This is a genomic window from Rathayibacter sp. AC451 (assembly GCF_979253095.1).
Genome location: NZ_CEEDBD010000001.1, coordinates 3,190,326 through 3,212,779 on the forward strand (window position 1 = coordinate 3,190,326; position 22,454 = coordinate 3,212,779).

Consider the following 22,454-nt stretch of genomic DNA (forward strand, 5'->3'; position numbering starts at 1 on the left):
CCCTCACGCTGCGGTAGGTTTGCAGTCGATCCGCTCCCCGCCCCCATTCTCCGGCACGGCCCGAGCGGTCCCCGCGCGATGTGGCGCTCCTCCCTCGACAACCGCTCGACAGAGCCGACCCGCCCCGGAGCCACCCCATGGCCGTTCCCGCCCGCCCCCAGCCCGTGCACCGGGCCGTCACCGTGCTCGACGCGCTGCGCTCGCCGCGGCAGCTGTCGCGCGAGGTGCTCGCCGGCATGGTGACGACACTCGCCCTCGTGCCCGAGGTGATCTCGTTCTCGGTGGTCGCGGGCGTGGATCCGATGGTCAGCCTGGTCTCGTCGATCGTGCTCGCGCTCACCATGTCGATCCTCGGCGGGCGGCCCGGAGTGATCACGGCGGCGGCCGGATCCGTCGCGCTCGTCATCGCCCCGCTCGTGAGCGAGAACGGGGTGCAGTACGTGCTGCCGACCGTGATCCTGGCGGGAGTGATCCAGATCGTGTTCGGACTCGCGGGCCTCGCGCGGCTGATGCGGTTCATCCCGCGCTCGGTGATGATCGGCTTCGTCAACGCGCTGGGGATCCTGATCTTCCTCGCGCAGGTGCCGCACGTGATCGGGGTGCCGTGGGTCGCGTACGTGCTCTTCGCGGTGACGATCGCGATCATCCTGGTGCTGCCGCGCTTCACGCGGGCGGTGCCGGCTCCGCTCGTCGCGATCGTGGTGGTGACCACCGCGGTGATCGTCGCCGGGCTCGTCGTGCCGGACGTCGCCGACGAGGGTCCGCTCACCGGCCAGCTGCCCGGCATCACCCCGTTCCTGGTGCCGCTCACGCTCGAGACGCTGCAGCTGATCCTGCCGACCGCGCTGAGCGTGGCGTTCGTGGGGCTCATGGAGACCCTGCTGACGGCGAAGCTCGTCGACGAGATGACGGACACCCCGTCGCACAAGGGCCGCGAGTCGTGGGCGCTGGGCGTCTCGAACATCCTCGCGGGCTTCTATGGCGGCATCGCGGGCTGCGCGATGATCGGGCAGACCGTGCTGAACGTGAAGACGGGGCGCGCGCGCACCCGCCTCTCGACGATCGTCGCGGGCGTGTTCCTCCTGGCGCTCGTGACCGGGCTGAGCTCGCTGATGGGGCGGATCCCGATGGTGGCGCTCGCCGCGGTGATGATGGTCGTGGCGATCACGACGGTCGACTGGCACAGCCTCCGTCCGTCGACGCTGCGGAGGATGCCGCTCCCGGAGACGCTCGTGATGGTGGTCACGGTGGTCGTCGTGGTGGCGACCGACAACCTCGCGCTCGGCGTGCTGGTGGGAGTGGTGCTGGCCATGATCCTGTTCGCCCGCCGGGTCGCCCACGTGATCGCGGTCGAGCGCGTCGTCGCGGAGGACGGCGGGTCGGTGCGCTACGACGTCACCGGTCCGCTCTTCTTCGGCAGCAGCAACGACCTGGTCGACCGCTTCGCCTACGCCGACGACCCCGCGCACGTGGTGGTCGACCTCCGGCACGCGCAGATCTGGGACGCCTCGACCGTCGCGGCGCTCGACTCGATCGAGACGAAGTACCGCGACCACGGCGCGACCGTGTCGATCGAGGGGCTGGACGAGCGCAGCACGGGGTTCCACCGGCGGCTGACGGGACGGCTCGGCTCCTGAGCAGGGGTCAAGCCCCTGGGGCCGCGCCGTCGGAGCCGCTGGGATGGTCGGGAACGGAAGGAGCACCATGTCGACCGAACCCTCCCGCGAGGAGCTGCCGCTGCCCGACTGGAACGACATCCCGCTCGGCACGATCGCCGAGCGCATCCGCCCCCTGGACGAGGACGGCGTCACCGCCCTGCTGAGCTACGAGGAGGCGCACGGGGACCGCGCGCCGATCACCACGATCCTCCGCTCGCGGCTCGTTCAGCTCCGCGAGGGCGCCGAGCCCGCCGGCCGCGTTCCGGAGTCGCTGCCCGAGACGTCGCAGGGGTCCACCGGGTCGCCGGTGTCGCCCGCGACCTCCGGGCCGCCTATCAACCCGCCGTCGCACGGAGTGCCGACCAACCCGGCGCAGCCGCGCTGACTGCACACGGTCCGCTCAGCGAGGCTTGCCAGAATGGGGGACAGCCGATGACGGCGACCGGACGAGGGAGCAGTACCCGGACAGCGACAGGACTGACTCGATAGGAGTCGTCATGTCCTGGATCGTCCTCGTCGTCTCGGGAGTCCTCGAAGCCGTGTGGGCCACCGCCCTCGGCAGGTCGGAGGGCTTCACCCGCGTGGGCCCGACCGCCGTCTTCGGCGTCGCGGTGGTGGCCAGCATGGCCGGGCTCGCCTACGCGATGCGCGAGCTGCCCACCGGCACCGCCTACGCGGTGTGGGTCGGGATCGGGGCCTCGCTGACCGTGCTGTACGGCATGTTCTTCGGCGGCGAGGGCTTCTCGCTCGTGCGCACGCTGCTGGTGTTCGGCATCGTGGCGTGCGTGATCGGGCTCAAGGTCCTGCACTGATCCGCGAGATGCCACTCCGGTGCGCGACACGCCGGGGGAGGCGTACCGAACCGGCATCTCGCTGTGCGTTCCGGGGGATGGTTGCAGTGGAGTGCACGGGCTCGTAGGCTCGTGTCACCAGGGGAGAACGGTCGTTCTACTGCTCTCCCCGTCTTCTTGAGGAGGAACCATGCCCACTCGTTCTGCACGCACCGCCTGGAACGGCTCGCTCGAGACCGGCGAGGGCCAGGTCGAGCTCTCGAGCTCGAAGCTCGGCACCTACGACGTCTCGTTCCCCAAGCGCGCCGCTGACGACGCCAACGGCGCCACCAGCCCCGAGGAGCTCCTCGGCGCCGCGCACTCCGCCTGCTACGCCATGCAGTTCTCGGCCGTGCTCGGGCAGGCCGGCGGCACCGTCGAGGCCCTCGACGTCCGCGCCGACGTCTCGCTCGGCCCGGACTCCGCGGGCGGCTTCAAGCTGACCGGGATCCACCTCGTCGTCAGCGGAGAGGTCTCCGGCATCGACGAGGCCGCTTTCCTCAAGGCGGCCGACGAGGCCAAGGCCACGTGCCCGGTCTCGAAGGCGCTGACCGGAGTCGAGATCACCCTCGACGCCACCTTCGAGAGCTGAGCCCCGGCTCCACGCACTCCGAGCACCCCGTCGCGCACTGCGGCGGGGTGCTCGTGCGTCCGGGCCCGCGTGCTGATCGAGCAGCCCGCCCCGCGGGCGTCTCGAGATCCCCGTGCGCTGAGGATGCGGCAGTGTGCCGTTCTCCCGGGCAGCTCGGGTCTCGGTACGCCCCTGCGGGTCTCGGTACGCCCCTGCGGGGCTACTCGACCAGCGGAGCGGGGTGTCGTCGACTCCGGTAAGGAGCCCGCCCGCGCCGGACAGGGAAGACTGTGCAGATGCCTCCCGATGACGAGCGACGAGAGCGGTTCGAGGCGCTCGTGGCCCGGACCGCGGATCCGGTGCGCCGCTACCTCCGCCGCCGGACCGACGAGGCGACGGCCGACGACGTCCTGTCCGAGACGATGATCGTGCTCTGGCGGCGGATCGACGCCGTGCCCGAGGAGGAGATCGCCTGGGCGATCGGGGTCGCGCGCCTGCAGCTCGCCAACGCCGAGCGAGGCCGCCGCCGGCAGGACAGGCTGGCGCACCGCATCCTGGTCGTCGATCCGCCGCGCGAGGCGTGGCCCGAGGTCGACGACGGCACCGCCGACGCCGTCTCGCGCGTGCTCGCGCAGCTGACGCCCGCCGACGCCGAGCTGCTCCGGCTCTCGGTGTGGGAGGAGCTCGCGCCCCGCGAGATCGCGCAGGTCCTCGGAGCGACTCCGGGCGCCGTCTCGGTGCGGCTGCACCGGGCCCGCGCCAGATTCGCGGCTCTCTGGAGTAAGACCGGCGGCGCCGCCGGACATGCAGGGGAAGAGGAGGGGAGCGGACGATGACCGATCCTGACGCGCAGGAGCTGCGCCGGCTGATCCGCGCCGCCGACCCCGCCTCGTCGCTCGCGCCCCTGCGCGACGACCAGCTCGCCCGACTCGCCCAGCACGCCATCGCGGAGGACGCCATGACCCAGAAGCCCGCCATCACTCCCGCCCGCCCGGCCGCCCGTCGCCGGGCGCCCCTCTTCGCCGGACTCGGCGCGCTCGCCGGAGGGCTCGCGGCCGCCGCCGTCGCGCTGACCCTCGCGCTCGGCCCCGGTACCGCGCCGACCCGCCTCGACCAGCCGCCGGCCGGCAGCGGCCTCAGCGCGATGTGCGCCGTGGTCACCGCCGAGGCGATCGCCGACTCCGACACCGCCTTCCGCGCCGAGGCGACCGGGATCGACGGCGACGTCGTCACCCTGTCGGTCCTCGACGTGCTGCACGGCGACGTCGGCGACACGGTCACCGCCACGCAGGGCGGCGGCACGGCGATCGACGGCGAGCCGCTGCGGTTCGACGAGGGGACGACCTATCTGCTCGCCACCCGCGACGGCGTGATCTCGACGTGCGGGCTGAGCGGCGAGGACTCGCCCGAGCTCGCGGCGCTGTACACGGAGGCGTTCCCGGGCTGACCGCTCGACGCGTTCACAACGAAGGAAGGATGCGGGAGAGCCCCCCGGGATCCGCGTGATCCGAGCGGCGGACGTGAATCCTTCCTTCGTTGTGAACGCCGCCCCGGCCCTCAGCTGTCCGGGCGCAGTGGGAATGCGCTTTCCACCGGCCGATGATCCCGGGTAGCATCGGGACTCCGCATCACCGTCGATCGCCGCTAGGACGCCATGACCGCCGCACCCCTCCTCCGCGCCGCCCTCGTCGGGACGGGCGCGGTCGCCCACCTCCACGCGCAGGCCCTCGCCACCCGCGCCGACGTGCGGATCGTCGCGGCCGTCGACACCGATCCGGCCCGCGCCGCCGAGTTCGCCGAGCGCTACGGCATCGCCGCGCACGGCACGAGCATCGACGACCTCCCCGAGATCGACGTCGTGCACCTCTGCACCCCGCCCGCGGTCCACGCGGCCCAGGCCGAGGCGGCCTTCGCGCGGGACGCGCACGTCGTCGTCGAGAAGCCGCCGGCGCTCTCGCTCGCCGAGGTCGATCGGATGTCGGCCGCGGCCGACGCCGCCGGTCGCCTCCTCGCCGTGGTCTTCCAGCAGCGCACCGGCACCGCCGCCGCGCACGTGAAGCGGCTGCTCGACTCCGGAGTGCTCGGCCGGGTGCTCGTCGCCCGCTGCGACACCCTCTGGTACCGCGACCCCGCCTACTTCGCCGTTCCCTGGCGCGGCACCTGGGAGTCGGAGGGCGGCGGCACCACGCTCGGCCACGGCATCCACCAGATCGACCTGCTCGCGCACCTCGTCGGCGACGTGGTCGAGGTGACCGGCCAGGCCTGGCGCGAGGCGCGCGACATCGAGACCGAGGACGTCTCGACCGGCGTGCTCCGGTTCGCCTCGGGAGCCGTCGCCTCGGTGCTCACGTCGGCGGTCTCGCCGCGCGAGGTCAGCGCGATCCGCCTCGACACCGAGCGCGCCACGATCGAGGTCGAGCACCTCTACGGCCACGGCCGCACCCACTGGCGCATCACCCCGTCGCGCGAGGTCGCGCCCGAGGAGGCGGAGGCCTGGGCGTTCCCCGACGGCGAGGACGTGCCGAGCGGCCATGCGCCGTACCTCGACGCCGTCTACGACGCGATCGCGACCGGTGGACCGCTGCCGGACGTCGCCTCCGGACCGGCCCGCTCGCTCGAGATCGTCGCGGCGCTGTACCTCTCGAGCAGCCGCGGCGGCCCGGTGCGGATCGACGAGCTGGCCGATCCCGCCCTCCGCGGCCCGATGCGCGCCGCCGTGCAGGACCAGCGTCCGTGAGCGCCGTCGAGCTCGCCGCCGGCCTCGGGACGCTCGTGCTCGCGGAGGACGCACCGCGCCACGTCGAGTCGCCGCGGCCCTTCGTGCATCCGCTGCGCACCCCCTCCGGCGTGGTTGTCTCGGACCTGCGCCCGCCGGATCACGACTGGCACCACGGCCTCTCCCTCGCGGTGTCGAACATCCGCGTCGGCGACGACCCCGACGAGATCAACCTCTGGGGCGGCGTCACCTGGGTCACCGGCGACGGCTACCGGCAGCTCGACAACAACGGCTCGCAGCTCGTCGAGTCGGTGACCCGCGAGCACGACTCGGTGCGCCTGCGCCTGGGCTGGTACGACGCGCACGGCCGGCGGTTCCTCGAGGAGGAGCGACGCTTGAGTGTGCACGAGGGCTCGACGGCGACGCTGCTCGAGATCGTCAGCGAGTGGACGTCGCTGACCGACCGTCCGCTCGGCTTCGGCTCGCCGACCACGGCCGGGCGGCCGGGTGCGGGCTACGGCGGGCTGTTCCTCCGTGCCGCACCGCGCCTCGAGGGCGCCCGCGTGCTCGCTCCGCACGGCGAGAGCGACGAGGCGATGGGCCGATCGGAGGAGTGGCTCGCGCTGGTCGGCGCGGGCGTCACCGTCGCGATGCGCGCCGATCCCGAGAACCCGGTGGCGCCGACTCCGTGGTTCGTGCGCAGCGAGGGCACGCCGATGCTGTGCGCCGCGCCGTTCTTCCACGAGGTCTGGACCCTGCCGCCCGCCTCCTCGGCGCGCTGGCGCTGGCAGGTTCTCGTCGCCGACGGCGAGCTCGAGGCCGCCGCGATCGGGGCCGCCTGGTGACGGCGCTGCGCCCCGACGCCTTCAGCACCCCCTACGAGGATCCGCTGCTCGACGGCCCGACCGACCCCGTCGTCGTGCCGGCGCCCGACGGCTCGTGGCGCCTGTTCTACACGCAGCGCCGGGCCGCCCTCGATCTGCCGGGCGTCGAGTGGGTGCACGGCACGCGCATCGGAGTCGCGGAGTCGGCGGACGGCGCGTCGTGGCGGTACGCGGGCACGGTCGACGGCCTCGATCCCGCCGGCGCCCCGGATCCGTCGACGCAGTGGGCGCCCGACATCGTGCGGATCGACGGCCGCTACCTGATGACGCTGAGCTGGATCGAGGGCGTGCGCCCGGACTGGACCGGCCGCGCCTCGCTCGTGCAGTTCGCGAGCGACGACCTGGTCTCGTGGCGGCGCCTGGGCACGATCGACGTCGGCTCGGACCGGGTCATCGACGCGGCGATCGCCCGGTGCGGCGACGGCCGTTGGCGGCTCTGGTACAAGGACGAGGAGCAGGACTCGACGACGTGGGCGGCGGTGTCGGACGACCCGTTCGATCCGGAGTCGTGGCGCGTCGAGGGGCTTGCGATCGGCGGCCGGCCGCACGAGGGGCCGAAGGTGTTCGTGCTCGGCGGGCGCTACTGGATGATCACCGACGAGTGGCGCGGGCTGGCCGTGCACTCCTCGCGAAACGGGGTCGGCGGCTGGGAGCGGCAGGGGCTGATCCTGACGGCGCCGGAGCGGCTCGACGGGCGTCCGGTGGTGGGGCGCCACGCCGACGTCGTGCCGCTCGACGCGGAGTCGGCGCTGATCGTGTACTTCACCCATCCGGGGTGGGACGGGGTCGAGCTGGCCGATGCGCCGGCCGACCGCTCGCGGCGCCGCAGCCACGTGCGCGCGGCGGTGCTGCGGGTCGACGCGGGAGTGCTGCGCTGCGACGCGGACTGAGGCGCCCCGGGCTCGGGGGAGACCTCCGGCTCGCGGGTTCTCGCGAGCCGGAGGTGATCCCGGAGGTCAGGCCGGGGTCGCCGCCCGGTACCGGAAGCCCGCGCCCAGGTGCTCGGACGGCAGGCGGTCGCCGCGCCCGTGCAGCTTGTTGCGGAGGCTCCCCTCGACGTACTCGTCGGGGTACGCGCCGCGGCGGCGCAGCTCCGGCACGATGAACTCCACGACGTCCTCGAAGGTGCCCGGCGTGATCGCGTAGGCGAGGTTGAAGCCGTCGACGTCGGTGTCCTCGACCCACTCCTGCAGGTGGTCCGCCACCTCCGTCGGCGAGCCGACGACGAACGGGCCGAGTCCGCCGATCACGCTGAGCTTGGCGATGTCGCGGACCTTCCACTCGCTGCCGTCCTCGTTCGCCTCCTGGAAGTTGGCGACGGCCGACTGGATCGCGTTGCTCTTCACGTTGCCGATCGGCTCGTCGAGGTCGTACTGCGAGAGGTCGATGCCCATCCAGCCCGACATGAAGACCAGCGCGCCCTCCTCGCTCGTGTACGAGAGGAAGTCGCGGTGCTTCTCGTGCGCGGCCTCGCTCGTCTCGGCGGTGATGATCGTCAGCAGCGTGTAGATCTTGGCGGAGTAGCGGTCGCGGCCCGCGGCTTCGAGCGCGTCGCGGATCCTCGAGACCGTGGCCTTCAGGCCGGCCTTCGTCGAGGACGCGACGAAGATCGCCTCCGCGTTGCCCGCCGCGAAGCGGATGCCGCGCGGCGACGCCCCGGCCTGGTAGATCACCGGGGTGCGCTGCAGCGACGGCTCCGAGAGGTGGATGCCGGGCACGGTGAAGTTCTTGCCGCGGTGCCCGATCTCGTGCACCTTCGACGGGTCGGTGAAGACTCCGGAGTCGCGGTCGCGGATGACCGCGTCGTCCTCCCAGGAGCCCTCCCACAGCTTGTAGAGCACCTCGAGGTACTCGTCGGCCACGTCGTAGCGGTCGTCGTGCTCGAGCTGGTCCTCGTGGCCCATGTTGCGGGCGGCGCTGGGCAGGTAGCCGGTGACGACGTTCCAGCCGACGCGGCCCTTGGTCAGGTGGTCGAGCGTCGACATGCGGCGCGCGAACGGGTACGGGTGCTCGTAGGCGGTGCCGGCGGTGATGCCGAAGCCGAGGTGCTCGGTCGCGGCGGCCATCGCCGACACGAGCAGGATCGGGTCGTTGACGGGGACCTGCGCGCCGTGGCGGATGGCGGCCTCGTTGGAGCCTCCGTACACGTCGTAGGTGCCGAGGACGTCGGCGATGAAGATGCCGTCGAAGGTTCCGCGCTCGAGGAGCTTCGCGAGCTCCGTCCAGTACGAGAGGTCCTTGTAGCGCCAGGACTGGTCCTGGGGGTGGCGCCACATGCCGGAGGACTGGTGGGCGACGCAGTTCATGTCGAAGGCGTTGAAGCGGATCTGGCGGGTCATGGGCACGATAGTGCCCGACGCTCCGGAGGACTCGGCTGGTGCCCGACGCGGGGCGTCATACAACGACGAGTGTCGGGCGTCGGTGGCGCGTCCACAACCCGAATCATCGCCCGAGATAATTCGGGTTGTAGAGTCAACCCGAATCATCTCCCGCGATGGTTCGGGTTGTGAGAGGGCGTGTCCATGGCACTGACGACCGAGTGGCCCGCGCATCGATACGAGACGCGGCCGTGGCGGCAGGCCGCTCGCGCCGGATCGCGCGCGGACAGGACGCTGTCCGAGGTCGTCGTCTCGCTCCCGCCGCTCCTCGCCGGGCTGACCTGGGACGCCGGAGTCGAGCTGCAGCAGGAGCTCGACGCGGCGCGTCGGGCCATCATCGGTCTCGACGCCCGGCACGGGACCCGTCTCGGAGCACTCGGCCGGCTCCTGCTGCGCACGGAGGCCGTCTCGTCGTCGCGGATCGAGCGGGTCGACGCGTCCCTGGAGGACTACGCGCGGGCGACGGTCGGCAGTCGTGCGAACGCGGGAGCGCTGTCGATGGTGGCCGCGACGGAGGCGCTGACGACGATGGTCGACCGTGCGGGCCGCTCCGGCGCGATCGAGGAGGAGGCCCTGCTCGCGGCGCACGGGACGCTCCTCGCGGACGATCCGATGGACGGACGGTACGCGGGCGCCTACCGGACGATGCAGAACTGGATCGGCGGGAGCGACTACTCGCCCCGCGGCGCGATCCACGTCCCTCCGCCTCCGGGGACCGTGCCCGAGTACATGACGGATCTGCTCGCCTTCGCCAACAGGGACGACGTCGACCCGATCGTCCAGGCGGCCGTCGCCCACGCGCAGTTCGAGTCGGTGCATCCCTTCACCGACGGGAACGGGAGGATCGGCCGGGCGCTGATCACCGCGATCCTGCGCCGACGGGGTCTGACGACCGTGGTCGTCGTGCCGATCGCGTCCGCGCTCGCGGCTCGGCGATCGCGGTACTTCTCGCTGGTGAACGAGTACCGCCAGGGATCCCTCGCCCCGTTCGTCCAGGAGCTCGCGACCGCGGGTCTCGTCGCAGCGGAGGAGGCGGGCCGCACCGCCGAGCAGATCGAGCGGCTCCCCGATCTCTGGGCTCGGGAGGTCGCTCCGCGCGCAGCGAGCTCGGCGGCGCTCCTGCTCGACGCGCTCCTCGACGACCCCGTCCTGACGACGGTGCGCGCACGGGCGATCACCGGTCGGGCGGCGTCCAGCGTCGGCTCCGCCGTGAAGCAGCTCGTCGACGCCGGAGTCCTCCTCCCGCTCACCGAGAGGACTCGCGATCAGGCGTGGGTCGCCACCGACGTCCTCCTCGAGCTCTCGGATCTGGAGGAGCGGATCGGCGCTGCGATGCGGCTCCGGGCGTCCCCCTGACCCTCAGCCCAGCTGACGCCCGAGGAACGCGATGTGCTCCGCGATCTGGAACGCCTCGCCCTGCTCGTGCCCGTTGTACGGGTAGATCCGCATCTCGCGCGGGCCGGTGTAGCGGTTGTAGGAGGCGTAGACCGTCGAGGGCGGGCAGATGTCGTCGAGGAGGCCCACCGAGAACATCGCGGGGATCCGCGCGCGCGGGGCGAAGGACGTGCCGTCGAAGTAGGCGAGGGTGGCGAAGACGCGCTCCTCGGAGCCGCGGTGGATCCGCAGGTACTTCACGATCTCGCCGTAGGGCATCGTGTCGATGATCCGCGTGGCGTGGCGCATGTGGCTGAGGAACGGCACGTCGATGATCGCGGCCTGCGCGGAGTCCGACTCGTCGAGCATCCCGAGGATGCCCGCAACGGCGAGGCAGATGCCGCCGCCCTGGCTGCCGCCCGAGATCGCGACGCGCGACGGATCGACGGCCGGGTGCGCCCGCAGCACGTCGAGCGCGCGCACCGCGTCGGTGAAGATGCGACGGTAGTAGTACTCCTCGGGCGAGGCGATGCCCTGGGTCATGAAGCCGTTGGCGTGCGGTCCGCTGCCGACGGGGTCGGGGGTGTCGCCGGTGCGGTGCCCGGTGCCCTGGCCGCGGGTGTCCATCACGAAGTGCGCGTAGCCGGCGGCGCTCATGGTGGTCCACTCGGTGAGGTGCCCGCGCCCGCCGCCGTAGCCGATGTAGCTCACGAGGGCGGGGAGGGGCCCCTCGATGCCGCGCGGGAGGATCAGCCAGGCGCGGATGGGGTGGCCGCCCCAGCCCGAGAACGTGACGTCGAAGGTGTCCAGCAGCGGGAATCCGGCGTCGACCTGCTCGAGGACGGGCTCGGTCGCGAGGGCGCGGGCCTCGGCCACGGTGCTGCGCCAGAACTCCGCGAAGCCCTCGGGCTCTGCGAGTTCGGGCGCGTACTCCTCGAGGAGCTCGAGGGGCAGGTCGAACTGGGGCATCGGGGTCTCCTTCCGCGGTGCGGCGACGGTGCCGCGGATCCGCTACTTGACGTCCATCCGATATCGAACCTATCGTAGGGCAAACGCTTTCCCGGAACGTTTCACATGCCGATGCGAACCCCCGACAGATGTCGGGTAGGTTCTCCTCGAATGCTCCGGGACTGGAACGAGGAAGTTCACGAGAGGACGATGATGTTCAGCACCAAGCGCACACGACTCGCCGCCGCGGCGATCGCCGCCGCCGCCGCGATCAGCCTGACGGCATGCTCCGGAGGGGGTGCCTCCGGCTCCTCCACCGTCGACCCCGACGAGGAGATCACGCTCGACTACACCTTCTGGGGCAACGACGACCGGGCCGCCCGCTACGACCAGGCCATCGCGCTGTTCGAGGAGGAGTACCCGAACATCACGATCAACTCCACCTTCACGGACTACCCCGGCTACTGGGAGAAGCGCCAGACCGAGGCCGCCGGCGGCGGACTCCCCGACGTGATGCAGTTCGACTACACCTACCTCCGCCAGTACGGCGACAACGGCCTTCTGGGCGACCTCAGCGAGTACTTCGGCGGCGTCGTCGACGAGAGCACCATCTCGGAGGACCTCCTCGCGACCGGCGAGCTCGACGGCGCGACCTACGCGATCCCCACCGGCTACAGCGCCTGGGCGGTCTTCCAGAACCAGGACCTCCTCACCGCGAACGGCCTCGAGCCCTACGCGGGCGGCGGGAGCTGGGAGGACTACGCGGCCTACGTCGCGGACGTCACCGAGAAGACCGGCGGCGCCGTGTACGGCGGCACCGACTACACCGGCCGCATCCAGAACTTCGAGCTGCAGCTGCGCGCCGAGGGCAAGGAGCTGTTCACCGAGGACGGCGAGCTCGGCTTCTCCGAGGACGACCTCGCGGCGTTCTGGGAGCAGGGCGACGAGATGCGCACCACGACCGGTGTGCCGGCCGCGCGCCTCCAGGAGCTGCTGCCCAAGTCCGGCTTCGGCGCCGGCATCGCCTCCAGCGAGATGAGCTGGAGCAACTTCCTCGGCGGCTACATCGGCGACTCGGGAGCCTCCGAGATCGTCATGACCGCTCCGCCCACCGCGGACGAGGGGTCGAAGGACCTCTACCAGAAGGTCGGCCTGATGCAGGCGATCTCCTCGGCCACCGAGCACCCCGAGGCCGCGGCGACGTTCCTCGACTTCCTCATCAACAGCCCCGAGGTCGGCGAGATCTTCGGCGCCACGCTCGGCATCCCGGCCTCGTCGGCGCAGCTCGAGGGCGCGAACCTCGAGGGCCCCGACAAGCAGGTCGCGGACTACCTCGAGTCGGTCTCGGACCGCATCGGAGAGGCCCCGGCCGCTCCGGTCGCCGGCTACGGCGCCATCGAGGCGAACTTCCTCGACCTCGGCACCAGCCTCGGCCTCGGCGCCGTGAGCGTCGACGAGGCGGTCCAGCAGTTCTTCGACGAGACCGCCGTCACGCTCGACAACTGATCCCCTAGACGGCCAGGAAAGGCATCTCTCATGACGACGACGTCGACCCCGAGCGGCACCGCCGCAGCCGGTCGCGTCGCGCCCACCGCCGGCCGGACGAGCACTCCTCGTCCGGCCGGTGACGGGCCGCGGCGCCGCCCGAAGAGGGACACCCTGGCCGGATACGCCTTCCTGTCCCCCTGGCTCATCGGCTTCGTCGGGCTCACGCTCGGCCCGATGCTGATGTCCCTCTACTTCGCCTTCACGGACTACAACCTCTTCACGGCGCCGGAGTGGGTCGGCCTGGCCAACTTCGAGCGCCTGATCGGCGACCCGAAGTTCCTCCAGTCGGTGCAGCTGACCCTCGCGTACGTGTTCATCGGGACGCCGGTCAAGCTCGCGGCGGCGCTGCTCGTCGCGATGCTGCTCAACTACTCCGCCAAGGGCACCGGATTCTTCCGCTCGGCCTTCTACGCTCCGTCGCTGATCGGCGCGAGCGTCAGCATCGCGATCGTCTGGCGCGCGATGTTCTCGACCGACGGCCCCGTCGACTCCGGCCTGCAGGTCTTCGGCATGGACTTCGGCGGCTGGGTCGGCGTGCCGGCCCTCATCCTGCCGATGATGATCATCCTCGCGGTGTGGCAGTTCGGCGCCCCGATGGTCATCTTCCTGGCCGGTCTCAAGCAGGTCCCGGCCGAGCTCTACGAGGCCGCGATGATGGACGGCGCGGGACCCTGGCGCAAGTTCAAGAGCGTCACCCTGCCGATGCTCTCGCCGGTCATCTTCTTCAACCTGCTGCTCGAGATGATCAACGCGTTCCAGGTCTTCGCCTCGGCGTACATCATCGGCAACGGCACCGGCGGCCCCGCCGGAGCGACCAACTTCTACACGGTGTACCTCTACACCCGTGCGTTCACGAACAACCAGATGGGCTACGCGTCCGCGATGGCCTGGGTCCTCCTGCTGTTCGTCGGGATCCTCGCCTTCGTCCTCTTCAAGACTCAGAAGAGCTGGGTGCACTACTCGGGAGACACGCGATGACCACGTTCGACACCACCCTGCCCTCGGCCGACACCCAGGTGCTGACCGAGCCGGCGCCGCGCAGGCGCCCCGCCCGCAAGCGCCCGAAGCCGGCGACGATCGTCTGGATCGTCGCGATGATCGCCCTGACAGCGATCGTCCTCTACCCGCTGGTCTGGATGGGCGCCGCGGCCTTCAAGCCGAACAGCGAGTTCGGCGGTCAGACCTCGCTCCTGCCGCAGAACCCCACGATCGACAACTTCGTGAAGGTCTTCGCAGGGGTGGAGGAGTTCCGCTCTGGCAGTTCTTCCTCAACTCCACGATCCTCGCGGTCGGGTCGGTCATCGGAGTCGTGATCTCGTCGTCGATGGCGGCCTACGCCTTCGCGCGGCTCGACTTCCGCGGCCGTCCGCTCTACTTCGCGCTGATGATCGGCACGCTGCTGCTGCCGATGCACGTGCTGCTGATCCCGCAGTACACGATCTTCCGCACGCTCGGCATGATGGACACCTACTGGCCGCTGCTGATCGGGAAGTTCCTGGCGACCGAGGCGTTCTTCGTCTTCCTGATGGTGCAGTTCATCCGCAACCTGCCCCGCGAGCTCGACGAGGCCGCGCGGATCGACGGGGCCGGCCACGTCCGGATCTTCGGCTCGATCACGATCCCGCTGATCCGCCCCGCGCTGATCACGTCGTCGATCTTCGCGTTCATCTGGAGCTGGAACGACTTCCTCGGCCCGCTGCTCTACCTGAACACCCCCGACAAGCAGCCGCTGCCGCTGGCGCTGCGCGTCTACAACGACCAGACCTCGGCGTCCGACTACGGAGCGACGATCGCCGTCTCGGTGCTGGCGCTGCTCCCGGTGCTGATCTTCTTCATCATCTTCCAGCGCTTCCTCGTCGACGGGGTCGCGACGCAGGGTCTGAAGGGCTGACATGACGCTCCAGCGAGGGAGTCGAAGCGGCGCTCGCGCGCGACGGCATCGGCCCGGCGCGCGGCGGCCGACGGCAGCGGGCTGCGCTGGCCCGGCGCCGCCGACCGCTTCGCCCTCCTCGCGGAGGTCCTGTTCACGGGGCTGATCGTCGCGGTCGTCTCCCTGGGGGTCGTCACGATCCCGCTCGCGCTGGCCGTGGGCATCCGCCACCTCCGCCGCTTCGTGCTGGCCGAGGCGACCGGGCTCGCGCTGGTGTGGGCCGATGTGCGTGCCGGATTCGTCCGGGCGCTGCCGGTGGGCGCGGGTGTCGCGCTGGCCGCGCTGGTGCTCGGAGCCGACCTCGTGCTGATCTCGTCGGGCGTGCTGCCCGGCGGAGTCGCGGTCGCGGTCGTCTGCACCCTGCTGCTCGCCGCGATCGCGGTCGTGGTGCTCGTCGCCGCCACCGACTGGGAGCCGGGGGAGCGCTGGGGGGCGCTCGTCCGCGCGGCGGCGCGGCGCTCGGTGCGCGACGTGCGCGGCTCCGCTCTGCTGGCCGGAGGGCTGCTGATGACCGTCGTGTCGGCGTGGCAGCTCGCTCCGCTCGTGGTGCCGGCGCTGGGCTGCCTGGTGTTCGCGGCACTGGCCGTGCGGCTGTCGGCGGAGGCCCGCTCGCGCTGACCCTGGGTGCCGGGTGGAAGATCCCCGGGATCGGGAACACCTCCGGACCCTGCGCGTTGAAGCCCGTATGACGACTTACGGAATCATCGGAGCAGGCAACATCGGCAGCCAGATCGCCCGCGCGGTCATCGGCCAGGGCGACGACGTGGTGATCGCGAACTCCCGCGGACCCGAGACCCTCGCGGACCTCATCGCGGAGCTCGGCCCGAAGGCGCGCGCCGCGACCGCGCAGGAGGCCGCCGAGGCGGCGGACGTCGCCGTCGTGACGGTGCCGCTGAAGAACCTCGACCAGGTGCCGGTCGCGCCGCTCGCGGGCAAGATCGTGCTCGACACGAACAACTACTACTTCGAGCGCGACGGGCGCATCGAGGCGCTCGACCGCGGCGAGACCACGACGGCCGAGATGGCGCAGGCGCACCTGCCGGAGTCGAAGATCGTGAAGGCGTTCAACCACATCATGGCCGCCGACATCACGACCGACGGCTTCCCCGCGGGCGACCCGCAGCGCCGCGCGCTCGTCGCGTCGAGCGACTACCCCGAGGCGCTGCACTTCGTGACCGACCTCTACGACCGGCTCGGCTTCGACACCGTGACCGTCACTCCGCTGTCGGAGTCGTGGCGCGTCGAGCGCGACCGCCCCGCGTACGGCGTGCGCCAGTCGAGCGCGGAGCTCGAGGCGAACCTCGCCAAGGCGCCGCGCACGGTCTAGGCACGACCCGGCGCCGTCCGGTCCGAGCCTGCGCGGCTCTGCCGCACCCTCCTGCGAGAGTAGAGGGGAGCGCTGACGAGCCGCCCGGCTCGGACCGGAGGGAACCGCCATGTCATCCGACGCCCGTCGCACCCGCACGAGAGGCGCGCTGTCGCGGCGCGGCATCGTGCTCGGCCTGACCGCGCTGCCGGTCCTGCCGCTGCTGAGCGCCTGCACCCCCGGCGCCGACGGCGGCGAGCGGCAGCCGTCCGACACCGCTCAGCGCCCTCGGACCACGACCGCGGCGCCCGCCGGGCCCGTCGTGCTCGCCGCGGATGCCGCCGCGACCAGCGCCGCATTGTTCACGAGCGCCCCGCTGGTCGTCGTCGTCGAGGAGGCGCCGACGTCGGTGGTCCTCGCCGCGCAGCTCGCGATCACGTGGGGCGTGCCGCTGCTGGTGGCGCCGGCCGCGGCGTCCACGACCGCCTCCGCTTCCCCGGGCCGGGGCCGCTCGACGCCGAGCTCGCTCGCCTGGGCACCTCGCGGGTGGTCGCCGTCGGCTCGGTCGCGGCACCCGCGGACATCGAGACCGTGCAGACCGAGGCGACGCCCGAGGCGATCGCCGAGGCCACCGGAGTCGAGGTGTCGGCTCTCGCGATCGCCGACCTCGCCGGGTTCGCTCCCGGTCCGTCGGCCGAGCCGCCCTTCGGCGCCGTGCCCGAGCGAGCGGAGCCGCTCACCGGCGTCCTCGCGCTCGCGCAGCCGGTCGACGCCGACGTGCCCGCGCTCGCGACGGCCCGCGCCGCCGGGGTGCCGGTGACGCTCGTCGAGGGCGCCGACCTCCTCGCCTCGGGAGCCGCGGTCACGGCCGTGGCCGAGGCCGCCCCGACGGCGACCCTGCTGCTGGGTGCCGGGCTCGCCGCGCAGACCGCGCCGGAGTGGTCCCTCCGGGCCGCCGCGACCGGCTGGCAGCTGCCGGGCGGCGGGCAGCGCCTGTTCGGCGGGCACCTGTTCGTCGCGATCTACGGCACTCCGGGCGCCCCGGTGCTCGGGATCCTCGGCGAGCAGGGCCTGGAGGCGACCATCGAGCGCGCCGCGACCGTCGCCGAGCCGTACCGCGCGCTCACTCCGCTGCAGGTCGTGCCGAGCCTCGAGATCATCACGACGGTCGCGGCGGGCAGTGCGGGCGGCGACGGCGACTACTCCAACGAGCTGCCGCCCGACGGCATCCGCCCCTACATCGACGCGGCGGCGGCGGCCGGCATGTACGTCGTGCTCGACCTGCAGCCGGGCCGCTCCGACTTCCTGACGCAGGCCCGCGCCTACGAGGAGCTCCTGCGGCTGCCGAACGTGGGCCTCGCCCTGGATCCCGAGTGGCGGCTCGCCCCCGACGAGGTGCCGCTCGTGCAGATCGGCCGCGTCTCGGCCGCCGAGGTCGACAGCGTCACGACGTGGCTCGCCGACCTCGTGCGCGACGCCGGGCTCCCGCCGAAGATGCTCGTGCTGCACCAGTTCCGCTCGTCGATGCTGCAGGACCGCTCGAGCATCCGCCGCGACCGCCCCGAGCTCGAGTTCCTCGTGCACGTCGACGGCCAGGGGGCGCAGCCGGACAAGCAGGCCACCTGGAACGCGCTGCACCGCGACGCTCCGGAGGACTTCGCCTGGGGCTGGAAGAACTTCTACGACGAGGACCTGCCGATGCTCACCCCCGCCCAGACCATGGCGGAGGTGTCGCCGCTGCCGGACCTGGTCACGTACCAGTAGTGCGCTCCGGCGCTCAGCCGGTGACCAGGAACGCGTCCAGGAGCAGGGTCCGTCCCCGGGCCGCGGGATTGCGGTCGGCGGTGCTCCGGATCGAGACGGTGTGCACTCCGGCGGGCAGTGCGGCACTGGTCCACACCGTCTGCCGGTACTTCGTCGTGCTGCTGTACCGGTCGATCCGGGCGACCTTCACGCCGTCGACGAAGACCTCGTTGATCCCACCGGACGGCGAGAGCCGGCTGATCCACTGCACTCCGGTCCCGGTGAACGTCAGCGTCGCCGATGCGGTGGACTCGGAGCTGTAGGCGGAGCCGCCTCCGTCGTCGGCGGAGGCGCTCAGAGCCGTCCACGTGCCCGAGTACGCGACGGCGGAGGACGTGTTCTGGTACCGCCCGGGTCCGTTGGTGCCGGGAGCCGGCGTGGCGGTCGGCCGGGGCGTGAGAGTCGGCGTCGGCGTGGGCGTGGCGGTCGGCGTGCGGGTGGGCGTGGGCGTGGCGGTCGGTGTGCGGGTCGGCGTCGGCGTGGCGGTGGGAGCCGCGTTGGCGATGGTGAAGCGGACGGTCGGGCTGACACCCGTGTTGCGGGCGGGATCCTTCGCCTTGGCGGTCATCTGGTACGAGCCGTCGGCGTACGCCCTCGAGTCGAACGAGTAGGTGTAGCTGCCGTTCGCGCCAGGGACGCCTCGCCCGATCGCCGTCGAGCCGAGGTAGAAGCTCATGCTGTGGATACCGGAGGCATCGGTCGCCGTCGCGGTGAGTGCGACCGTGCCCGACACCGTCGCGTTCGCCTGCGGAGCGAGCAGGACGACCTTCGGCTTGACGGTGTCCGGCGCTGCGGGCGCGGTCGACGTCGGGGTGGCCGAGGGCGTGGCGCTGGGTGCGGCCGTCGCCGTCGCGGTCGCAGTGGGCGTCGGCGTCGGCGTCGGTGTCGGCGTCGGCGTCGTTCCCGGGTTAAGCGCCGCGATCGCGCTCCCGGCGAGCAGGAACGCTCCCACGCAGAAGGGGGCGAGTCGGTGAGCAGAGTGCCGGTCGAGGCGGCTGTCGGCGCGGTCCGGGGAGCGGCGGCCGTGTAGTTCCGCGCGGGCTGGAACCCGACGGCCTGGCAGCCGCTCACGAAACCGCTCGGCTGCAGCGAGACGGTGGTCAGTCCCTCCCACGCCCGGGTGACGGACGGCAGGTACGTCGCCCGGTCGAGGGTCCCGGACGAGATCCCGGCGGCGAGGGCGTAGGCGGTGAGCGCGGTGACGCTGGTCTCGGGAGCAGGGAAGAGGGCGGTGTTCAGCAGGCTCGATCGCCAGAGTCCGTCCGAACCCTGCAGCCCGACCATGCGGGCGGCCATCGTCCGCAGCATGTCCTCGTAGGGATCGGCGCGGGAGTCTCCGGCGGGCAGCGCTGCGATCACGTCGGCCATGCCGGCCATCACCCAGGCGTTGCCGCGTCCCCAGAAGACCTTGCCGCCGCTGGAGTCGGTGGCGCCGACGTACCGGCAGTCCCGGTACCAGAGTCCCTCCGCGGCGTCGAAGAGCCCGGGCTGCGGGACCGCTGCACCCGCGCAGCGGTCGCTCAGACCGCCTTCGTCGCGCGACCACCGGTAGAGGGCGTCCATCTTGTCGAGGTAGGCCGGGTCGCCCGTGCGCTTCGACCAGTAGGCCCAGTTGGCGAGGCCCATGAAGTGCGCGTCCGACCAGTCGTACTGGTCGATCGGGAGGGTCGCCAGGCCCTGCGCCATCCGGGCGTCCATCGAGGTCAGCGAGGCGCGCGGATCGGAGGCGTTGAGGGAGTGGTGGACCTGGCCGGCCTTGAGGTCGTCGGGATCCAGTCCGGAGGTCGAGATCTTCCACGAGGTGAGGCCTCCCCAGGTCATGCCGTCCGCGAGGTAGGCCGGCTCGCGGGTCTGGGCGTAGAGCGCGTTCTCGCCCTGCGCGAAGGTCGCCCACGACCAGCCGGGGAGGCTCAGCGGAGGCGCGAGAGTGATCATCGGGCGGTAGTAGTCGGTCGCCAGGGCCGTCGACGACAGGATCGTCGAGGAGGCGGGCAGCGGTGCCGCCGCGGCAGCGGGCGCGGCGGCCGAGAGGACTCCCGCCAGCAGCACGGGCGCGAGGAGGATGGCGAGGGCGGTGCGCGCAGCTGTCACGGTCGGTCCAGACGTCGAGCTCGATCGGGCGGATCGGCCCTGATCCGCTCGGGTGCCGACGGTGCGTCCGCGGCGATCCCAGGTGATCGCGCGACGTCGGGGAGCCGGCGAGCCCGACGTTAGTCCTCGTCGTCGTGACCGCGTGTCCCCGCCGCTGGGTCACTTGCCCGTCCCGCGCGCTCGCGCTCAGACCGGCGCGTCGACCAGCGTCAGCGCGGGCAGCTGCACGGAGGCATCGGCGCTCCACGCGGCGAGGACGCGCGGCCCGAGGTCGGCGCTCGCCGCGAAGCCCGCGTCGAAGCGGATCGCCGACAGCGCGAACGTCGTGCCGTCGACGTCGAGCGGCTCCCAGTCGCCTCCGGTCGCGGCGAGCGTCGTCGACCGCGTCGAGACCGCCTCCATCGTCGCGCGGTTCTCGGCCCGGGACCCGGCGAACACCGTCGTCTCGAACAGCAGGCCCTCGACGGCCAGCGTCGCGGTGCTCACGCGATCCGTGCGGGTCCCCAGGACGACGCCGCGCACCCACCGCGTCCCGGTGCGCTCCATGGTCCGCAGCACGACGCCGTCGAACGCGACCGACACGTCCGTCAGCCGTCCGTCGTCCTCACTGCCGCCCACGATCTCCCAGGGACGGTCGACGGGGACGAGGATGCGCACCGTCGCATCCTGCCACGTCGTGCGGCGGGGGTCAGCCGGGCAGCCGCGCCGTGATCTCGGCGGCGGCCACGACCGCGCGCTCGTACGCGGCCCGCGCCAGAACAGGAGCGTGGGCCAGAACAGGAGCGTGGGCCAGAACAGGAGCGTGGGCCAGAACAGGAGCGTGGGCCAGAACAGGAGCGTGGGGGAGACGAGCAGGAAGTCCAGCGGCCGCGGCGGGTTCTCGTCGGTCCACACCGCGATCCGCTCGTCGTTCACGGAGAGCACGTAGTACATCGAGGACGCAGAGCGCGGAGCCTGCGTCTCGAGACGGTCGGTGAGGTCCTTCGCCCCCGTGTCGCTCGTCGACTCGTGATCTCGGGCCGAGAACAGCACCGCTGCGGGCAGGAGCGCGCTGAGCCGACGCTCCGTCAGTCGGGACGCGCGTCGGAGGAGGTACCAGAGCACCCCGCCCAGGATCAGCCCGCAGAGCGCGGCCGCCCAGCGGGCGCGGCCGACGGCGAGCAGTGCCAGAGCACCCGCGACCACCGGCAGGCAGATCGCGAGCGTCGCCCAGCGCTCGATCCGCTCGCGTCGCGAGGAGGACGCGGGGCCGCTCGTCGGCGTGCGACCACGCCACCGGTGCAGACGCCCGCGCCGAGCTCCTCGAGGGTGCGGGGAGGCGGATCCGCGGTGGTCGCGGTGGGAGAGGTCGCCCGGCGATCCTGGCAGGTCGGCGAGCCCGCTCGGAGGGGTGGTGGCGGCGGAGGTGCGCGTCAGCGCACCGCGCGCGTCGACGCCCGCACGATCAGCTCGGGCTCGAAGCCCGCCGACCGCACGTCCGCGTCGCCGCGGATCGCCGCGATCAGCAGCTGGGCCGCGCACTCGCCCATGCGGTGGGTGGGCTGGCGCACCGAGGTCAGCGGCACGACGGCCGCGTCGGCGAACGGGATGTCGTCGTAGCCGACGATCGCGATCTCGCCCGGGATCGAGACTCCGCCGCGGACCAGGCTCTGCATGACGCCCAGCGCGAGCTCGTCGTTGGCCGCGAAGATCCCGTCGGGCCGCTCGTCGGCGGGCATCGCCAGGATCCGCTCGCCCAGCTCGCGTCCGAGCCCGGGGCCCATCGACACCGTCTCGATCGAGGAGAACGCGGCACTGGAGGGCCGGACCGCCTCGACGAACCCCTCGAAGCGGTCGCGCACCTGGGGGATCCGGAAGGTCCCGCCGAGGAACAGCAGGCGTCGGCACCCGCTCGCGAGCAGGTGCTCGGCCGCCGTCCGGCCGCCCAGGACGTCGTCGAGCGCGACCGACAGCAGCCTGCCCCGCGGGTCGACCTGGTCGACCAGCACGACCGGCACGCCCCGCTGCGCGAACGCGTCGAGGTGGTCGAGCGAGGAGGCGATCGGAGCGAGCAGCACCCCGTCGACCCGCTGGCGGGCGAAGAGGTCGAGGTAGCGCAGCTCGCGCGCGGCCGAGTCCTGGGTGGCGCCGAGGACGAGGGAGTAGCCCGCCTCCTCGGCGCCGTGCTCCGCCCCGAGCGCGAGCTCGGCGTAGAACGGGTTGCCCAGGTTCACGACGGCCATTCCGACCGCCATGCTCTTGCCCGCCCGCAGCTGCCGCGCCGCCACGTTCGGGATGTACCCCAGCTCGGCGACCGCGTCGGCGACCGCCGCCATCGCCGCGCTGGAGACCCGCTCGGGGCGGTTCAGCGCGTACGAGGCGGTGGTCACCGAGACGCCGGCGCGGGCGGCGACGTCGCGGATGCCGATCTGGGGCAC

The 22,454-nt window shown here is 72.3% G+C and carries 22 protein-coding genes, 1 pseudogene and 1 riboswitch; of the genes and pseudogenes, 16 read left to right on the forward strand and 7 right to left on the reverse strand.

Annotated features, from left to right (window positions below):
* Window positions 1-137: 137 nt before the first annotated feature.
* From AC0CID_RS15270 to AC0CID_RS15310, 9 genes are all read left to right on the forward strand, one after another.
* The gene (locus tag AC0CID_RS15270; RefSeq protein ID WP_465227471.1) at window positions 138-1,637 is read left to right on the forward strand and encodes a SulP family inorganic anion transporter; all 1,500 of its coding nucleotides are present in this window, start codon (window positions 138-140) and stop codon (window positions 1,635-1,637) included.
* A gap of 67 nt (window positions 1,638-1,704) precedes the next feature.
* Window positions 1,705-2,043, forward strand: coding sequence for a DUF8129 domain-containing protein (locus AC0CID_RS15275; protein ID WP_465227472.1), 339 nt, complete (start codon window positions 1,705-1,707; stop codon window positions 2,041-2,043).
* Window positions 2,044-2,081: 38 nt separating this feature from the next.
* Window positions 2,082-2,145, forward strand: a riboswitch (guanidine-III (ykkC-III) riboswitch).
* A gap of 10 nt (window positions 2,146-2,155) precedes the next feature.
* Window positions 2,156-2,470 (forward strand): DMT family transporter, encoded by a 315-nt coding sequence (locus AC0CID_RS15280; RefSeq protein WP_465227473.1) that lies wholly within the window; start codon window positions 2,156-2,158, stop codon window positions 2,468-2,470.
* A 169-nt stretch (window positions 2,471-2,639) separates the two neighbouring features.
* Window positions 2,640-3,080 carry an OsmC family peroxiredoxin gene (locus tag AC0CID_RS15285; protein WP_077222948.1) on the forward strand — a complete coding sequence of 147 codons (441 nt, stop codon included), beginning with the start codon at window positions 2,640-2,642 and terminating at the stop codon, window positions 3,078-3,080.
* 275 nt (window positions 3,081-3,355) lie between these two features.
* A complete protein-coding gene (locus tag AC0CID_RS15290; protein ID WP_465227474.1) occupies window positions 3,356-3,895 on the forward strand; it encodes an RNA polymerase sigma factor in 540 nt (179 codons plus the stop codon).
* Entirely contained in the window at window positions 3,892-4,506 is a 615-nt protein-coding gene (locus AC0CID_RS15295; protein WP_465227475.1) for a hypothetical protein, read from the forward strand. The genes AC0CID_RS15290 and AC0CID_RS15295 overlap by 4 nt, the downstream gene beginning before the upstream one ends.
* Window positions 4,507-4,713: 207 nt before the next feature.
* The gene (locus tag AC0CID_RS15300; RefSeq protein ID WP_465227476.1) at window positions 4,714-5,796 is read left to right on the forward strand and encodes a Gfo/Idh/MocA family protein; all 1,083 of its coding nucleotides are present in this window, start codon (window positions 4,714-4,716) and stop codon (window positions 5,794-5,796) included.
* Window positions 5,793-6,620 (forward strand): DUF6807 domain-containing protein, encoded by an 828-nt coding sequence (locus AC0CID_RS15305; RefSeq protein WP_465227477.1) that lies wholly within the window; start codon window positions 5,793-5,795, stop codon window positions 6,618-6,620. Before AC0CID_RS15300 ends, AC0CID_RS15305 begins: the two co-directional genes overlap by 4 nt.
* Entirely contained in the window at window positions 6,617-7,549 is a 933-nt protein-coding gene (locus tag AC0CID_RS15310; RefSeq protein ID WP_465227478.1) for a family 43 glycosylhydrolase, read from the forward strand. Before AC0CID_RS15305 ends, AC0CID_RS15310 begins: the two co-directional genes overlap by 4 nt.
* 66 nt (window positions 7,550-7,615) lie before the next feature.
* On the opposite strand, the gene AC0CID_RS15315 is transcribed toward AC0CID_RS15310, so the two are convergent.
* On the reverse strand, window positions 7,616-8,998 hold the full coding sequence (locus AC0CID_RS15315) for an LLM class flavin-dependent oxidoreductase (RefSeq protein WP_465227479.1): 1,383 nt from the start codon (window positions 8,996-8,998) through the stop codon (window positions 7,616-7,618).
* Window positions 8,999-9,181: 183 nt separating this feature from the next.
* Here AC0CID_RS15315 and AC0CID_RS15320 point away from each other — a divergent pair, with 183 nt between their 5' ends.
* Window positions 9,182-10,393, forward strand: a complete 1,212-nt coding sequence (locus AC0CID_RS15320) for a Fic family protein (protein WP_465227480.1) — start codon at window positions 9,182-9,184, stop codon at window positions 10,391-10,393.
* Window positions 10,394-10,396: 3 nt separating this feature from the next.
* Here AC0CID_RS15320 and AC0CID_RS15325 read toward each other — a convergent pair whose 3' ends face one another.
* A complete protein-coding gene (locus AC0CID_RS15325; RefSeq protein ID WP_465227481.1) occupies window positions 10,397-11,380 on the reverse strand; it encodes an acetylxylan esterase in 984 nt (327 codons plus the stop codon).
* A gap of 189 nt (window positions 11,381-11,569) precedes the next feature.
* Between AC0CID_RS15325 and AC0CID_RS15330 the strand changes: the two genes are divergently transcribed.
* From AC0CID_RS15330 to AC0CID_RS15350, 5 genes and pseudogenes are all read left to right on the forward strand, one after another.
* Window positions 11,570-12,865: an ABC transporter substrate-binding protein gene (locus AC0CID_RS15330; protein WP_465227482.1), complete on the forward strand. Its 1,296-nt coding sequence runs from the start codon at window positions 11,570-11,572 to the stop codon at window positions 12,863-12,865.
* Between the two features lie 30 nt (window positions 12,866-12,895).
* Window positions 12,896-13,885: a carbohydrate ABC transporter permease gene (locus tag AC0CID_RS15335; protein ID WP_251944290.1), complete on the forward strand. Its 990-nt coding sequence runs from the start codon at window positions 12,896-12,898 to the stop codon at window positions 13,883-13,885.
* Window positions 13,882-14,798, forward strand: a pseudogene (locus tag AC0CID_RS15340) (carbohydrate ABC transporter permease). The gene AC0CID_RS15335 and the pseudogene AC0CID_RS15340 overlap by 4 nt, the downstream one beginning before the upstream one ends.
* A gap of 195 nt (window positions 14,799-14,993) precedes the next feature.
* Window positions 14,994-15,455, forward strand: a complete 462-nt coding sequence (locus AC0CID_RS15345) for a Poxvirus protein I5 (RefSeq protein WP_465227483.1) — start codon at window positions 14,994-14,996, stop codon at window positions 15,453-15,455.
* 49 nt (window positions 15,456-15,504) lie between these two features.
* Window positions 15,505-16,164 (forward strand): NADPH-dependent F420 reductase, encoded by a 660-nt coding sequence (locus AC0CID_RS15350; protein WP_465228114.1) that lies wholly within the window; start codon window positions 15,505-15,507, stop codon window positions 16,162-16,164.
* 258 nt (window positions 16,165-16,422) lie between these two features.
* On the opposite strand, the gene AC0CID_RS15355 is transcribed toward AC0CID_RS15350, so the two are convergent.
* On the reverse strand, window positions 16,423-16,623 hold the full coding sequence (locus tag AC0CID_RS15355; RefSeq protein WP_465227484.1) for a hypothetical protein: 201 nt from the start codon (window positions 16,621-16,623) through the stop codon (window positions 16,423-16,425).
* A gap of 66 nt (window positions 16,624-16,689) precedes the next feature.
* Here AC0CID_RS15355 and AC0CID_RS15360 point away from each other — a divergent pair, with 66 nt between their 5' ends.
* A complete protein-coding gene (locus tag AC0CID_RS15360; RefSeq protein ID WP_465227485.1) occupies window positions 16,690-17,907 on the forward strand; it encodes a hypothetical protein in 1,218 nt (405 codons plus the stop codon).
* 13 nt (window positions 17,908-17,920) lie between these two features.
* Here the strand turns inward: AC0CID_RS15360 and AC0CID_RS15365 are convergent, their stop codons facing one another.
* The 4 genes from AC0CID_RS15365 to AC0CID_RS15380 all read right to left on the reverse strand — a co-directional run bounded on the left by AC0CID_RS15365 (window position 17,921) and on the right by AC0CID_RS15380 (window position 22,454).
* The gene (locus tag AC0CID_RS15365) at window positions 17,921-18,679 is read right to left on the reverse strand and encodes an Ig-like domain-containing protein (protein WP_465227486.1); all 759 of its coding nucleotides are present in this window, start codon (window positions 18,677-18,679) and stop codon (window positions 17,921-17,923) included.
* Window positions 18,619-20,037, reverse strand: coding sequence for a glycoside hydrolase family 88 protein (locus AC0CID_RS15370; RefSeq protein WP_465227487.1), 1,419 nt, complete (start codon window positions 20,035-20,037; stop codon window positions 18,619-18,621). Before AC0CID_RS15370 ends, AC0CID_RS15365 begins: the two co-directional genes overlap by 61 nt.
* 186 nt (window positions 20,038-20,223) lie before the next feature.
* Entirely contained in the window at window positions 20,224-21,222 is a 999-nt protein-coding gene (locus tag AC0CID_RS15375; RefSeq protein WP_465227488.1) for a hypothetical protein, read from the reverse strand.
* A 227-nt stretch (window positions 21,223-21,449) separates the two neighbouring features.
* On the reverse strand, window positions 21,450-22,454 hold the full coding sequence (locus AC0CID_RS15380) for a LacI family DNA-binding transcriptional regulator (protein ID WP_307786161.1): 1,005 nt from the start codon (window positions 22,452-22,454) through the stop codon (window positions 21,450-21,452).